Source organism: Pseudochrobactrum sp. Wa41.01b-1, assembly GCF_019464455.1.
GTDB classification, from domain to species: domain Bacteria; phylum Pseudomonadota; class Alphaproteobacteria; order Rhizobiales; family Rhizobiaceae; genus Pseudochrobactrum; species Pseudochrobactrum saccharolyticum.
This window is the reverse complement of the sequence record NZ_CP080493.1, coordinates 2,462,561-2,474,785: the sequence shown is the minus strand read 5'-3', so window position 1 is coordinate 2,474,785 and position 12,225 is coordinate 2,462,561. Positions and strand designations below refer to the sequence as shown.

The window sequence follows — 12,225 nt, the reverse complement described above, 5'->3', positions numbered from 1 at the left end:
TTACGTTTCGACGATAATCACGCTCGACCGGCTCTCCACCAGCTTCAGGATTTATCAAGAATGAACACCTTCAAAGAACGCATTTTCTCCGGCGCACAACCAACCGGCAATCTTCACCTCGGCAATTATCTTGGCGCAATCAAACGCTGGGTTGCCTTGCAGGATGTAAATGATTGCGTCTATTGCGTTGTTGATATGCATGCGCTGACTATTCTGCCGGATCCGGTGGAACTTTTAAATTCCACGCGTGAACTCACTGCCGCCTATCTGGCTGCCGGTCTTGATCCGAAAAAGAGCATTGTCTTTAATCAGAGCCGCGTACGTCAGCATGCGGAACTTGCATGGGTGTTCAACTGTATTGCTCGTATCGGCTGGATGAACCGCATGACGCAGTTCAAGGACAAAGCCGGTAAAGACCGCGAAAATGCCTCGCTGGGTCTGCTGGCCTATCCGAGCCTGATGGCTGCTGACATTCTGCTCTACCGTGCCACCGCCGTGCCGGTTGGAGACGATCAGAAACAGCATCTTGAACTGACACGTGACATTGCGCAGAAATTCAACAATGACTATTCCGACCGTATTGCCTCGCTCGGCATCGGCGTGGAAATGGCTGTTGGTGATGAAACTGTATCGGGCTTTTTCCCGATCACAGAACCGCTGATTTCAGGCCCTGCGATGCGTATCATGTCGCTGCGTGACGGCACCAAGAAAATGTCGAAATCCGATCCATCCGATCTGTCACGTATCAATCTGATTGATGATGAAGACACCATCACCAAGAAGATCCGCAAAGCCAAGACTGATGCCGATGCTATTCCTTCAGAAGTTGAAGGTCTGGAAGGCCGTCCGGAAGCGGATAATCTGATCGGTATCTTCGCGGCTCTGACCAACACGGACAAGGCAGCCGTATTGCGTGATTTCGGCGGCAAGCAGTTCTCAGAGTTCAAAGCATCGCTTGCAGAACTCGCAGTTGCGCAGCTTTCACCGATCACCCATGAAATGCGCCGTCTGGTAGCCGATCCGGCTTATATTGATGCAGTTCTGCGTGACGGCGGTGAACGCGCAAGCGTGATTGCCGAAGAAACCATGCACAATGTGCGTGATATTGTCGGCTTTCTGCAGAAGTAAAAATACAAAAAAAGGCAGGGAATTCCCTGCCTCTTTTATTTCTATTGCGCCTCGAAGGTCAGAGTACCAACCGAGCCCGCATCAAAATCGCCTGACTGATAATCGCCGTAGATTTTGATTTGCGTAAAACCGGCCTCGCGCAGTGCCAGTTCCAGCTCAAACACGCCCCACCAGCGTAAAGAAAATAATTCCATCTCCGTTGCCACCAGTTGCGTATCTTGCCATAGCTCATAACGCAGCTGGGATGTCCCCACCTGTTTGACGTAATCCGTTGCAGTGCGCATTTCCTGCAAGGTCAGCAAATCTTCGCCATCCTGCCAGTGCCGCGCACGTGGTGCGTGATCCATGAAATCACCGACCACAGAAATATCCAGCAGTAATTTGCCGTTTGGAGCCAGCGCCTCTTTACTGCGTCGCAGGAAACTCATCGCATCAACAACATCGGTCATAAGCTGGAAAGAACCGGCTGGCAGCACAATAGCCGCAAATTTTTGCGCATAATGAAATGTTGTGAAATCCTGCAGGCTCAGCTCTGCATCCACACCATATTGCGCACAATTTGCTTTGCATAAAGCAAGCATTTCAGGAGACAGATCAAACCCGCTGACGCTGTGCCCCGCCTGTGCCAGCGGCATCAGCATACGGCCATTGCCTGTGGCCGGTTCCAGAACCGGCCCTGTGATGGTTTTCAGGCGTTCGAGATAGAATTCCACATCACCGAAAGAGCGCCCGACCGGTTTATCCAACTCGTAAACACGCGAGGCCAGCTTGCCATAAGTCTTCGTCATTTTTTGAATTTTTCCTTGTCCGCAGCAAGCAGAGACAGGCTTAAAAGCCGCAAAACTCTGCCGCACATAAAAAATCATTCCGCTACACAGCAATGTGAAATAGCAAGAAATGCAGGACGATAGCCTGTCCTTTCAAACACAAAGTGCCTGAAAACACAATATAAACGACGGGCATAGATTTTACGGCACAGGTTCTGGGACAGAAAACTGCGCAATTTTCATAGGGCAAATATGTAAAATTTCACCCCGCCACAAAATTGTCATCTTGCAGTCGGGCCTATTGAGTGGCAAATTCCCGCGCATGGTTTCAAAACGTCTTAGCCGGGAAGCCGGCCACCGCCGTAAATTTCTTGTCTCAATTGATGAAACGCCCGAATGCGGACGTGCGGTTGCCTATGCATCACGCCGTGTGCGCAATACCGGCGGCGCATTGGTGTTGCTGTTCGTCATCGACCCGTCTGATTTCCAGCAATTCCTTGGTGTCGGCAATATTATGCGGGCAGAGGCACTGGAACGGGCGCAGACAGCACTGAATAAATATGCAACGCAATTGCGTGAGCAATACGGCATTGAGCCTGAACTGATTGTGCGCGAGGGGCAGACTGCGGAAGAAATTCACAGCCTGATTGAAGAAGATCAGGATATTGCCATTCTGGTACTGGCTGCCGGTTCCGGCAAAGAAGGTCCGGGACCGCTGGTACAGTCGATTGCAGGGCGCGGCGCATCCTTCCCTGTTCCGGTCACAGTCATTCCGTCAGATCTTTCTGACGATGACATTGATGCCGTCGCCTGAAACACCTATATTAAGAGCAATCACGCAACTCTGTGGTCATGGTTGCCGTATTTTCTTTACAGCCCTCATTTAACACGGGAGAACTTCAATGTTCATCCAGACTGAAGCCACACCTAATCCGGCGACCCTGAAATTCCTGCCGGGTAAAGTGGTTATGCCGGAAGGCACTGCTGATTTCCGCGATGCGGACAGCGCCGCCAATACCTCGCCTCTCGCCGCTAAACTCTTCGCAGTACCAGGCGTGAATGGTGTATTTTTCGGCTATGATTTCATCACTGTCAGCAAAGACGGTGCGGAATGGCAGCATCTCAAACCGGCCATTCTCGGCACGATTATGGAACATATGATGTCCGGCGCACCGGTCATGGCATCAGAACAGTCCAAAGGTCACGATCATACTGAAGGTGAGTTCTTCGCCGATGCGGATGCGGAAATCGTTGAAACCATCAAAGAACTGATTGAAACCCGCGTGCGCCCTGCTGTGGCACAAGATGGCGGCGACATCACATTCCGTGGTTTTGAACATGGCGTTGTTTATCTGCATATGAAAGGTGCCTGCTCCGGCTGCCCGTCTTCAACAGCAACACTGAAACACGGCATTCAGAACCTGCTGAAACATTTCGTTCCGGAAGTTCTGCAGGTCGAAGCTATCTGAGAGTTCAGAAATATCATCAATAAAAAACGCGGCTTAAAAGCCGCGTTTTTTATTGTCTCTGCCATACCAGATTACAGCACAACAACCTTGGCACCGACACCGGCACGGTCATACAAATCCATAATATCCTGATTAATCAGACGGATGCAGCCGGAAGATACATTCTTGCCGATGGACCACCATTCCGGCGTCCCATGGAGACGATAGCCGCTGTCACGTCCGCCTTTATACAGATAGAGCGCACGGGCACCCAGCGGATTGTTCAGACCTGGTTTCATGCCACCGGCATATTTTGCCAGTTCCGGCTGGCGCTTGATCATCGGTGCCGGCGGTGTCCATGTTGGCCATTCACGTTTCATGGCAACTTTGGCATTGCCTTTCCACTGAAAGCCCTCACGACCAACACCGATACCATAACGCATCGCCTTACCATCCGGCTCGACATGATATAAAAACTTGTTCTGCGTATCGACGACAATTGTACCGGGTGCTTCTGTCGTTTCATATTTAACCTGCTGGCGACGATATTCCGGTGCGATTTTCTGAACAGGAACCGTCGGCAGCACATAGGCTGCATCTGTAACACTGGAATAGGATGCCGTACTGGTCTGAAAAGGTGAGGTTGTCGAACAACCGGCCAGCGCCATTGTCAAAAAAAGACCCGCGGCAGAGAGTGCATTTCTGTATACCATTTTTCCCCTCAGAAAACCGTAATGACAGTCAACATTTGTTGGGAACAAGTTAACCATTGATCCTTAATCAATCATTAACCATGATTATCTTTTATAAAATCCGTTATCCAAGATAAACGGACACCTATACTGACAGAGACACATGCCAATTATCTCGCCTTTTCAACAACATCCTCTCAGTGACGGCCGTCAGTCTGAACTGGCATTGCTGGTGCGGCGCGGCGTGCAGCGCCTGTGCCTTGATCTGAATATTCATGTTTTGCCTGAAATTTCTCTGCGTTCAGGCCGGCGCGCCGATCTGGTCGGGCTGACGCGCAAAGGCGAAATCTGGATTATTGAAATCAAATCATCTGTCGAGGACTGGAAAGCCGATCAGAAATGGCCGGATTACCGCAATTATTGCGACCGGTTGTTTTTTGCCACCCATGCACAGGTGCCGCGCGAGATCTTTCCGAAAGATTGCGGTTTTATACTCTCGGACGGTTATGGCGGGGAAATTCTGCGCGATGCTCCGGAGCATAAACTGGCACCGGCCACACGCAAGGCGCTGACATTGCAGCTGGCGCGGATCGGCGCAAACCGGCTGACACTTGCAGAAATGGCAGGCGTGTCGATGCCGCTCAGTGATGCCGACTGAAAAACCAGCCGGCATGATTATAAAGATAAGGCTTAACGCGGAGCGCGTTTGGCCAGAATACGCTGCAAAGTACGGCGATGCATATTCAGACGGCGTGCGGTTTCAGAAACATTGCGTTCGCACATTTCATAAACGCGCTGAATATGTTCCCAACGCACACGATCTGCGGACATCGGGTTTTCCGGCGGCGCAATCTTCTCACCATCACGGCGGGTCAGCGCTGCAAAAACCTCATCAGCATCCGCAGGCTTGGAAAGATAATCAATCGCACCGATTTTGACGGCATTCACAGCGGTGGCAATATTGCCGTAACCGGTCAGCACAATGGCGCGGGTATCTTCACGCTTGCTGCGGATAGCTTCAATAATGTCCAGACCATTACCGTCACCGAGGCGCATATCAACAACGGCATAGGCCGGAGCTGCCAGCTTCACAGCAGCAATGCCTTCCTCAACGGATTCAGCTGTTGTTACTGTAAAACCACGGCTTTCCATAGCACGCGCGAGCCGCTGCAGAAACGGTTTGTCGTCATCAACCAGAAGAAGCGAAGGATCACTGCCGATGGCAAGGTGATCATCCTGACTCATATCATCCATCAGGTATTCCTTACTCGTCTTTTGTCTTTTTACTTATTGCTGCGCCTGCGTCAAAAAGTCAAATATGCAATGTAACTATTCATGTAAAACGACAAAATTCATAGCATTTCACAGAGATTTTACTCAAAATATGCCTGTAAAGGCCATAGTTTCAAACACTGAAAAACGAATCTTTCAGTCTCAGACACCCTCCCTGCTTCTCCGGAGAATCGGATTTATGCTGTCAGCGCCTGCCGCGACCAGACAATCGTAATTTCCGCACCGCTTTGACCCGGTTCAGGACGATTGGCAAAGGAGATATGCGCACCGGAACGCTCCAACAGTGTTTTGGCAATGAACAGCCCAAGCCCCAATCCGCCACCATTGCGCTCATCGCTGCGGCGCGACATATAAGGCTCACCGATCCTGTCGAGCATATCCACTGAAAAGCCTTTGCCGTCATCACGGATCGTGATGCGCACTGAATTTTCATCCCAGCCCCAGACCACCTGTGTCTCGGTCTTGGCAAAATCCACGGCATTCTCGATCAGGTTACCAAGACCATAGATCACACCGGGATTGCGACGGACAACCGGCTCGGCAATCATTGATTTCGGATCAGGTTTTTTCTCAACATCAATCTGAATGCCGAAATTGCGATGCGGCGCGATCACCTCTTCAATCAGCGAGGACAATGCCAGTTTCGACATATGCTCTTCGCCTTCCGAAGACAGGCTGGTGAGACGCTGCAGAATTTCGCGGCAACGCTGCGCCTGAGAGGACAACAACTGAATGTCCTCGGCATAACGGTCATCACTTTTCAGAGCACGTTGCATTTCCTTGACCACCAGCGTGATGGTCGCCAGCGGTGTTCCCAATTCATGGGCAGCAGCAGCGGCAAGACCGTCAAGCGCCGATAGATGCTGCTCACGCTGCAACACCAGTTCGGTTGCACTCAGAGCATCGCCCAACAGGCGCGCTTCTTCAGCAATACGATAAACATAGACACCGCTGAAAATCAGCGTCGAAACAATGGCACACCAAACACCGATGACAAACATCAGCGGCAGTTCCAGCGTCATGCCGCTATACCAAGGTAAAGGCAGATGCCACACCACCAGTACACTGGCACAGGCGATCGCCATCAGGCCGAGTAGCAAAATACTGCGTACAGAAAGTGCGGTTGATGCAATAATCACCGGCACAACCAACAGCACGGCAAACGGATTTTGCAGACCGCCGGTCAGATAAAGCAGGCCGGTGAGCTGCAAAATATCAAAGGCTAAGACCAGCAGAACTGTGCGCAAATCCAAACGATGATTAAGCTGATAACGGAAGGATAAGAACAGATTGAGCCATGCCGATACGGCAATCAGCGCGAAACTGATACCCAGCGGAAACACAAAATTCAACGACAGAGAAACGAACAAAACAGCAGCGGTCTGGCCGGTAATGGCAAACCAGCGCACGCGCACCAATGTTGTGAGACGCAGGCGACGGGAAAGCGACGAGGCCCGGTTTATCAGATCACCATTTGCCATGCAGTCATTCCCCGTAAATTATCGCGCATAAAATGCCTTATGCGGCAAAATCGGCATGTACGCAAGCAAATCTGCGCCATCCTGCCGCAGGCTAATTTCCCCCGAACGCTCCCGCCATATTTTGGTTATGGCGAGCCGAAAATGGTGCTCTGCGAGAACCGGAGCAGAGCGTACAATAGTACGTGAGCCTAGGTAAGCGCAGAAGAGTGCCATTTGCAGGCCGCCAGAGCCGAAATATTCAAGTCCCGCGTGGTTTGGCACGCCGAGTGGGATCCGCCTCTGCGGGATTTTCCGGCCAGACATGGCGGGGATAGCGGCCACGCATATCGGTGCGCACATCAGCCCAAGAACCTTTCCAGAAATTCGGCAAATCGCGGGTGATCTGGATTGGCCGGTGTGCCGGAGACAATAATTCCAGCAGCAGCGGCACCGTATCACGGGCAATGGAAGGGTGCGTCGTCAGGCCGAACAATTCCTGCACCCGCACGGCGATTACCGGTTCATCGCCCTCATAATTAATTGCGATATTGGAGCCGGTCGGCACAGTAAAATGCGTTGGTGCCAAAGCATCAATCTGCCGTTGCAGATCGAATGGCACAAGCGAGCGTAAGCCGTTCATTAAAGCGGATTGGTTGATTTTATCGAGCCGTGCTTCACCGGTCAGGAACGGCAGCAACCAGTCTTCCAATGTTGCCAGAAGGTACTCATCATCCATTGACGGCCATGGCTCACCAAGCCCGCGATAAAGCCAGCCGAGACGGCGACGCAGCGTCAAAGCTGATTTATCCCAAGGCAGAATATCCAAACCATATTGGCGCACCGCCTGAACAACGCCCAGATCAGCGGCCTCTCCTGATGGTGCCGCCAGATTTTTCTCCGACAGGGTTATTGCCCCCAGCCGCACCGCCTCGCGGGCACGCAGAGCTTTGCGTTCAGGGTCATAGACAACCTGTTGTCCGCCTTCGATCTGGCTTGCCAGACTTTTGCGGATGTCCTCCTCACTAACCTCAGCGGCAGAGAGAATACGCTGCGCCCCTGCCCGTCCGGTCAGATCCGCGACCACCAGCCACTGTACGCGGGAAAGATGTTGGCTCGCATCCAGCTCACCACCGCGCCCATTGGCCAGAATGAACTGCCCGCCATTGCCACGCGCTTTGGCCACACGATCCGGATAGGCATCCAATAGCAGGCGACCGGCATGAACTTCTTCTTTGTTTTGCACATTTGCAGCCGGCAAATCTTTAATCAGCGAGCGTGCCAGTCCGCGTGCCTTTTGCACACGGTCGCCGCGATCACGGCGGAAGCGAGAAAGCCGTGTATCGAGATCAGCCTCATTACCGCCCAGCCCCCGCTCGGTCATCAGCACAGCAAGCTCTGCCGCCTGCAATGCCTCTCCGCGATTGGACGCCTCTGCCACCATATGGGCAAGCCGCACCGGCAAAGCCAGTTTTCTGATCTGCTCGCCGGATGTTGTCAGCCGTCCGTCATCATCCAGCGCGCCAAGCCGTTTCAGCAAAGTTGCCGCTTCTTTCAGACTGGCTGTTGAGGGCAGATCCAGCAAACGCAAATCGCTGACATTTTGCACGCCCCATGCCGCACAATCGAGCAGCAGCGATGAAAGATCAGCCTCCAGAATTTCCGGCGTGGTAAAACGCGGCAGAGAAGATGTCTGCCCCTCATGCCAGAGCCGGATCGCTATGCCGGATTGGGTTCGTCCTGCACGCCCTGCCCGCTGGGTAATCGCCGCCTGCGATGCACGCACGGTTTCCAGCCGTGTCAGGCCGGTCGCCGGTTCAAAACGCGGCTGACGGGACAACCCGCTGTCGATCACCACCCGCACACCGTCGATAGTGATCGAAGTTTCCGCAATCGAGGTTGCCAGTACAACTTTGCGCTTGCCTTCAGGCGCAGGCTTGATCGCCTGATCCTGATCCCGCCCGTCCATTGCGCCATATAACGGGCAGAGCATCACATGCTCACCAACACGCCCTTCAAGGGCGCGGACTGTACGCTCAATCTCGCCCTGACCAGGCAGAAAACACAGCAAACTGCCCTGTTCATCCGCCAGAACCGCGCGGATTGTCCGCGCCATTGCATCTTCAATCCGCTCATCGGCTTTGCGCTCCTGATAGCGGATTTCTACCGGAAAACTACGGCCTTCACTTTCTATCACCGGCGCATTATCGAGCAGTTCCGCCACCCGCGCACCGTCAAGCGTTGCCGACATCACCAGAATTTTAAGATCGGGACGCAAGGCTCCCTGCACATCCAGCGCCAGCGCCAATCCGAAATCAGCATCCAGACTGCGCTCATGAAATTCGTCAAACAGCACCGCACTGATGCCGGACAATTCCGGATCATCGAGGATCATGCGTGCGAACACGCCTTCCGTGACCACCAGAATTTGCGTCTGCGCATTATAGCGGCTGTCGAGGCGCATCCGGTAGCCGACTGTTTTGCCAACCTCTTCGCCCAGCAAGCGTGCCATTTGTGTGGCCGCAGCACGTGCTGCCAGTCTGCGCGGTTCCAGCACAATAATCCGTCCGTCCTTGCGCCAGTTTGCCTGCAACAGATTCAGTGGCACTAAAGTCGTCTTACCCGCACCGGGCGGCGCAACCAGAACGGCAGAGCCGCCAGCCTGCAAGGCATGATCCAGTTGCGGCAGCGCCTCACGGACAGGCAAAAGCGGAAGGGATGAAACGGACTGCTGAGGCAAAGACAACGCACCTGATAAATGATTCTGATTGCTGCGAATTATAAACAGCTGCGTTATGCTTTACTATTCTTGAGGAGCAGATATGGCACATCAATTGACATACTCCCCCATAGTATATATTTTCATCACCATATTCATCGGTAGAAAACTATGCCCCACTCACCGGAAGCCAAAAAACGCGTCATGACACGCCTGCGCCGTATTAAAGGTCAGGCGGAGGCACTTGAACGCGCGGTTGAGGAAGGCACAGAATGCGGTGCGCTTTTACAGCAGCTTGCCGCCATGCGCGGTGCCGCTACCGGCCTGATGGCTGAAGTACTGGAAAGCCATTTAAAAGAGACCTTCCAGCAACCGCAAGCAGCTCTGTCTCCGGCTGAAATGGATACAGAAATCGACCAGCTTATGCGGATCATCCGCTCTTATCTGAAATAAAAGACACTGATTTAAAGAGGAACAAAGCCATGAAATCGCGTGCAGCTGTTGCCTGGGAGGCCAATAAGCCCCTCACTATTGAAACAATCGAAATCGGTGGTCCGAAGCCAGGTGAAGTGCTGGTGGAAATCATGGCAACCGGTGTGTGCCATACCGACGCCTATACGCTATCCGGCCTTGATTCCGAAGGCAAGTTTCCGGCCATTCTCGGCCATGAAGGTGCGGGTATCGTGCGCGAAGTCGGTGCTGGCGTCACCACGCTGCGTCCGGGCGACCATGTGATCCCGCTTTACACACCGGAATGCCGTTCGTGCAAAACCTGTCTGTCGCAGCGTTCCAATCTCTGCACCTCGATCCGCGCCACGCAGGGTCAGGGCCTGATGCCGGATCGTACCTCGCGCTTCTCCTGCGATGGCGGCGAAATCTTCCATTATATGGGCTGCTCGACCTTCTCGAACTTCACCGTTCTGCCGGAAATCGCGCTGGCAAAAGTGCGTGAAGACGCACCTTTCGACAAGATCTGCTATATCGGCTGCGGCGTAACAACCGGTATCGGCGCTGTGATCTACACTGCAAAAGTGCGTCCGGGTTCCAATGTTGTGGTATTCGGCCTCGGCGGTATCGGTCTCAATGTTATTCAGGGTGCCCGTATGGTTGGTGCCGATAAGATCATCGGCGTTGATATCAATCCGGCCAAAGTGGAAATGGCGAAGAAATTCGGCATGACCGACTTCATCAATCCGCGTGAAATCGGCAATGACAAGGTGGTGCAGGCCATTCAGGATCTGACCGACGGCGGTGCCGACTATTCCTTTGACGCCACAGGCAATACCGATGTGATGCGTCAGGCACTGGAATGCTGCCATCGCGGCTGGGGTGAAAGCATCATCATCGGCGTGGCAGAAGCAGGTAAAGAAATCGCGACACGTCCGTTCCAGCTGGTCACCGGCCGCGTCTGGAAAGGTACAGCATTCGGCGGCGCACGCGGCCGTACCGATGTGCCGAAAATCGTTGACTGGTATATGGAAGGCAAGATCAATATTGATGATCTGATCACCCATAAAATGCCACTTGATGAGATCAACACCGCGTTTGATCTGATGCATGAAGGCAAATCCATCCGTTCGGTGATTACATTCTGATGACAGAGTTTGTTTCCCGCTGGAACGAGATCGACGACCTGACACCGCGTGCACTCTATGCAATGCTGAAACTGCGCATGGATGTGTTCATCGTCGAGCAGAATTGCGCCTTTGCGGAGATCGACGGCAAGGATATCGGTGCATTTCACCTGAGCATTCTTGATGGTGAGGAGCTCGCGGCGACGCTGCGGGTTCTGCCACCGGAAGAGAATGAAGCAGTAAAAATCGGCCGTGTTGTGGTAGCGCCAAACTATAGGGGCTACAAACTCGGCCAGCGCCTGATGCAAGAAGCTGTTGATTTTGCGCAAGCACGCTTTCCTGACCAGCCAATTGAGCTGGGCGGGCAAAGCCATTTGCAGAAATTCTACGGTTCTTTTGGTTTTGTCGCCATTTCCGAAGAATATCTGGAAGACGGCATTCCGCATATCGACATGCGTCTGGAACCGGCAAACGGAGCTTCTGTATGAATTTTCTGCTGCGCCGTCATATGTCTTTCTATATTGCAGCGGCATGCGGCGCGGCAGTCTTTCTGATCTGCCGGATTTTTTCCCTTTCACCGGCACCGGTAATTGCGGTCAATTGTTTCTTCATTCTCTATCTGCTCATGGCTTTAAGAGCCTTGCCGCATTTAAGTTCAGCTTATTTGAAGAAACATGCTGCAAGCACTGACGAGCCGGTCTGGATAATTTTTCTGGTCACTTTTGCGACTGTGATTTCCTCCATCACCTCGCTGTTCATCCTGATAAATCAGCAGCAACAACAGCATGATCTGTTCACATTTGCTGCGACACTGGCCGCGGTGCCGCTTGGCTGGTTTACCATTCATATGATGACAGCGCTGCATTATGCCCATTTGTACTGGGAACCGGATCAGACCGCGCCCAAAGACGGAAGCTCAGGACGCAATCATAAAGGCGGTTTTGAATTTCCGAATACGCCGGAGCCCTCCGGTTATGACTTTGTCTATTTTGCTTATGTGATAGGCATGACCGCACAAACCTCCGATACCAGCGTCACGACACCGGCCATGCGCAAGGTCACTCTGCTGCACAGTATCGTCTCCTTTTTCTTCAATACCGTACTTGTGGCCGCAGCCGTCAATGTTGCTGTGGCTCTGGGGAGTTAG

Annotated in this window: 13 protein-coding genes; 8 read left to right on the top strand and 5 right to left on the bottom strand. The window is 52.9% G+C overall.

Annotated elements, in window-relative coordinates; genetic code table 11:
* The first annotated feature begins 60 nt into the window (after window positions 1-60).
* Window positions 61-1,128, top strand: a complete 1,068-nt coding sequence (gene trpS / locus K1X45_RS11500; protein WP_220158887.1) for a tryptophan--tRNA ligase — start codon at window positions 61-63, stop codon at window positions 1,126-1,128.
* Between the two features lie 41 nt (window positions 1,129-1,169).
* On the opposite strand, the gene K1X45_RS11495 is transcribed toward trpS, so the two are convergent.
* The gene (locus tag K1X45_RS11495) at window positions 1,170-1,916 is read right to left on the bottom strand and encodes a bifunctional 2-polyprenyl-6-hydroxyphenol methylase/3-demethylubiquinol 3-O-methyltransferase UbiG (RefSeq protein WP_220158886.1); all 747 of its coding nucleotides are present in this window, start codon (window positions 1,914-1,916) and stop codon (window positions 1,170-1,172) included.
* Window positions 1,917-2,217: 301 nt separating this feature from the next.
* On the opposite strand from K1X45_RS11495, the gene K1X45_RS11490 reads away from it, so the two are divergent.
* Window positions 2,218-2,709 (top strand): universal stress protein, encoded by a 492-nt coding sequence (locus K1X45_RS11490; RefSeq protein WP_022710684.1) that lies wholly within the window; start codon window positions 2,218-2,220, stop codon window positions 2,707-2,709.
* A gap of 88 nt (window positions 2,710-2,797) precedes the next feature.
* A complete protein-coding gene (locus K1X45_RS11485; protein WP_075654080.1) occupies window positions 2,798-3,364 on the top strand; it encodes a NifU family protein in 567 nt (188 codons plus the stop codon).
* Window positions 3,365-3,435: 71 nt separating this feature from the next.
* Here the strand turns inward: K1X45_RS11485 and K1X45_RS11480 are convergent, their stop codons facing one another.
* Window positions 3,436-4,056 (bottom strand): L,D-transpeptidase, encoded by a 621-nt coding sequence (locus tag K1X45_RS11480; RefSeq protein WP_116086295.1) that lies wholly within the window; start codon window positions 4,054-4,056, stop codon window positions 3,436-3,438.
* Between the two features lie 142 nt (window positions 4,057-4,198).
* Between K1X45_RS11480 and K1X45_RS11475 the strand changes: the two genes are divergently transcribed.
* Window positions 4,199-4,693, top strand: a complete 495-nt coding sequence (locus K1X45_RS11475) for an MmcB family DNA repair protein (RefSeq protein WP_220158885.1) — start codon at window positions 4,199-4,201, stop codon at window positions 4,691-4,693.
* A gap of 32 nt (window positions 4,694-4,725) precedes the next feature.
* Here the strand turns inward: K1X45_RS11475 and K1X45_RS11470 are convergent, their stop codons facing one another.
* The 3 genes from K1X45_RS11470 to hrpB form a co-directional block, all read right to left on the bottom strand.
* Window positions 4,726-5,289: an ActR/PrrA/RegA family redox response regulator transcription factor gene (locus tag K1X45_RS11470; RefSeq protein ID WP_075654077.1), complete on the bottom strand. Its 564-nt coding sequence runs from the start codon at window positions 5,287-5,289 to the stop codon at window positions 4,726-4,728.
* 215 nt (window positions 5,290-5,504) lie between these two features.
* Window positions 5,505-6,809, bottom strand: a complete 1,305-nt coding sequence (locus K1X45_RS11465; RefSeq protein ID WP_213596166.1) for an ActS/PrrB/RegB family redox-sensitive histidine kinase — start codon at window positions 6,807-6,809, stop codon at window positions 5,505-5,507.
* Window positions 6,810-7,047: 238 nt separating this feature from the next.
* Window positions 7,048-9,525 carry an ATP-dependent helicase HrpB gene (gene hrpB, locus K1X45_RS11460; protein ID WP_220158884.1) on the bottom strand — a complete coding sequence of 826 codons (2,478 nt, stop codon included), beginning with the start codon at window positions 9,523-9,525 and terminating at the stop codon, window positions 7,048-7,050.
* Between the two features lie 150 nt (window positions 9,526-9,675).
* Between hrpB and K1X45_RS11455 the strand changes: the two genes are divergently transcribed.
* Genes K1X45_RS11455 through K1X45_RS11440 form a run of 4 tightly spaced genes read left to right on the top strand, consistent with a single transcriptional unit; the run spans window position 9,676 to window position 12,225 of the window.
* Window positions 9,676-9,957 carry a metal/formaldehyde-sensitive transcriptional repressor gene (locus tag K1X45_RS11455; protein ID WP_113943574.1) on the top strand — a complete coding sequence of 94 codons (282 nt, stop codon included), beginning with the start codon at window positions 9,676-9,678 and terminating at the stop codon, window positions 9,955-9,957.
* A 29-nt stretch (window positions 9,958-9,986) separates the two neighbouring features.
* Window positions 9,987-11,099, top strand: a complete 1,113-nt coding sequence (locus K1X45_RS11450) for an S-(hydroxymethyl)glutathione dehydrogenase/class III alcohol dehydrogenase (protein ID WP_220158883.1) — start codon at window positions 9,987-9,989, stop codon at window positions 11,097-11,099.
* Window positions 11,099-11,566 carry a GNAT family N-acetyltransferase gene (locus tag K1X45_RS11445; protein WP_220158882.1) on the top strand — a complete coding sequence of 156 codons (468 nt, stop codon included), beginning with the start codon at window positions 11,099-11,101 and terminating at the stop codon, window positions 11,564-11,566. Before K1X45_RS11450 ends, K1X45_RS11445 begins: the two co-directional genes overlap by 1 nt.
* Window positions 11,563-12,225 carry a DUF1345 domain-containing protein gene (locus tag K1X45_RS11440; protein ID WP_220158881.1) on the top strand — a complete coding sequence of 221 codons (663 nt, stop codon included), beginning with the start codon at window positions 11,563-11,565 and terminating at the stop codon, window positions 12,223-12,225. Before K1X45_RS11445 ends, K1X45_RS11440 begins: the two co-directional genes overlap by 4 nt.

Bases quoted from the DNA above. Each gene is read 5' to 3' on its own strand.
- trpS (WP_220158887.1), top strand. From the start codon at position 61: ATGAACACCTTCAAAGAACGCATTTTCTCCGGCGCACAACCAACCGGC.
- K1X45_RS11495 (WP_220158886.1), bottom strand. From the start codon at position 1,916: ATGACGAAGACTTATGGCAAGCTGGCCTCGCGTGTTTACGAGTTGGAT.
- K1X45_RS11490 (WP_022710684.1), top strand. From the start codon at position 2,218: ATGGTTTCAAAACGTCTTAGCCGGGAAGCCGGCCACCGCCGTAAATTT.
- K1X45_RS11485 (WP_075654080.1), top strand. From the start codon at position 2,798: ATGTTCATCCAGACTGAAGCCACACCTAATCCGGCGACCCTGAAATTC.
- K1X45_RS11480 (WP_116086295.1), bottom strand. From the start codon at position 4,056: ATGGTATACAGAAATGCACTCTCTGCCGCGGGTCTTTTTTTGACAATG.
- K1X45_RS11475 (WP_220158885.1), top strand. From the start codon at position 4,199: ATGCCAATTATCTCGCCTTTTCAACAACATCCTCTCAGTGACGGCCGT.
- K1X45_RS11470 (WP_075654077.1), bottom strand. From the start codon at position 5,289: ATGGATGATATGAGTCAGGATGATCACCTTGCCATCGGCAGTGATCCT.
- K1X45_RS11465 (WP_213596166.1), bottom strand. From the start codon at position 6,809: ATGGCAAATGGTGATCTGATAAACCGGGCCTCGTCGCTTTCCCGTCGC.
- K1X45_RS11455 (WP_113943574.1), top strand. From the start codon at position 9,676: ATGCCCCACTCACCGGAAGCCAAAAAACGCGTCATGACACGCCTGCGC.
- K1X45_RS11450 (WP_220158883.1), top strand. From the start codon at position 9,987: ATGAAATCGCGTGCAGCTGTTGCCTGGGAGGCCAATAAGCCCCTCACT.
- K1X45_RS11445 (WP_220158882.1), top strand. From the start codon at position 11,099: ATGACAGAGTTTGTTTCCCGCTGGAACGAGATCGACGACCTGACACCG.
- K1X45_RS11440 (WP_220158881.1), top strand. From the start codon at position 11,563: ATGAATTTTCTGCTGCGCCGTCATATGTCTTTCTATATTGCAGCGGCA.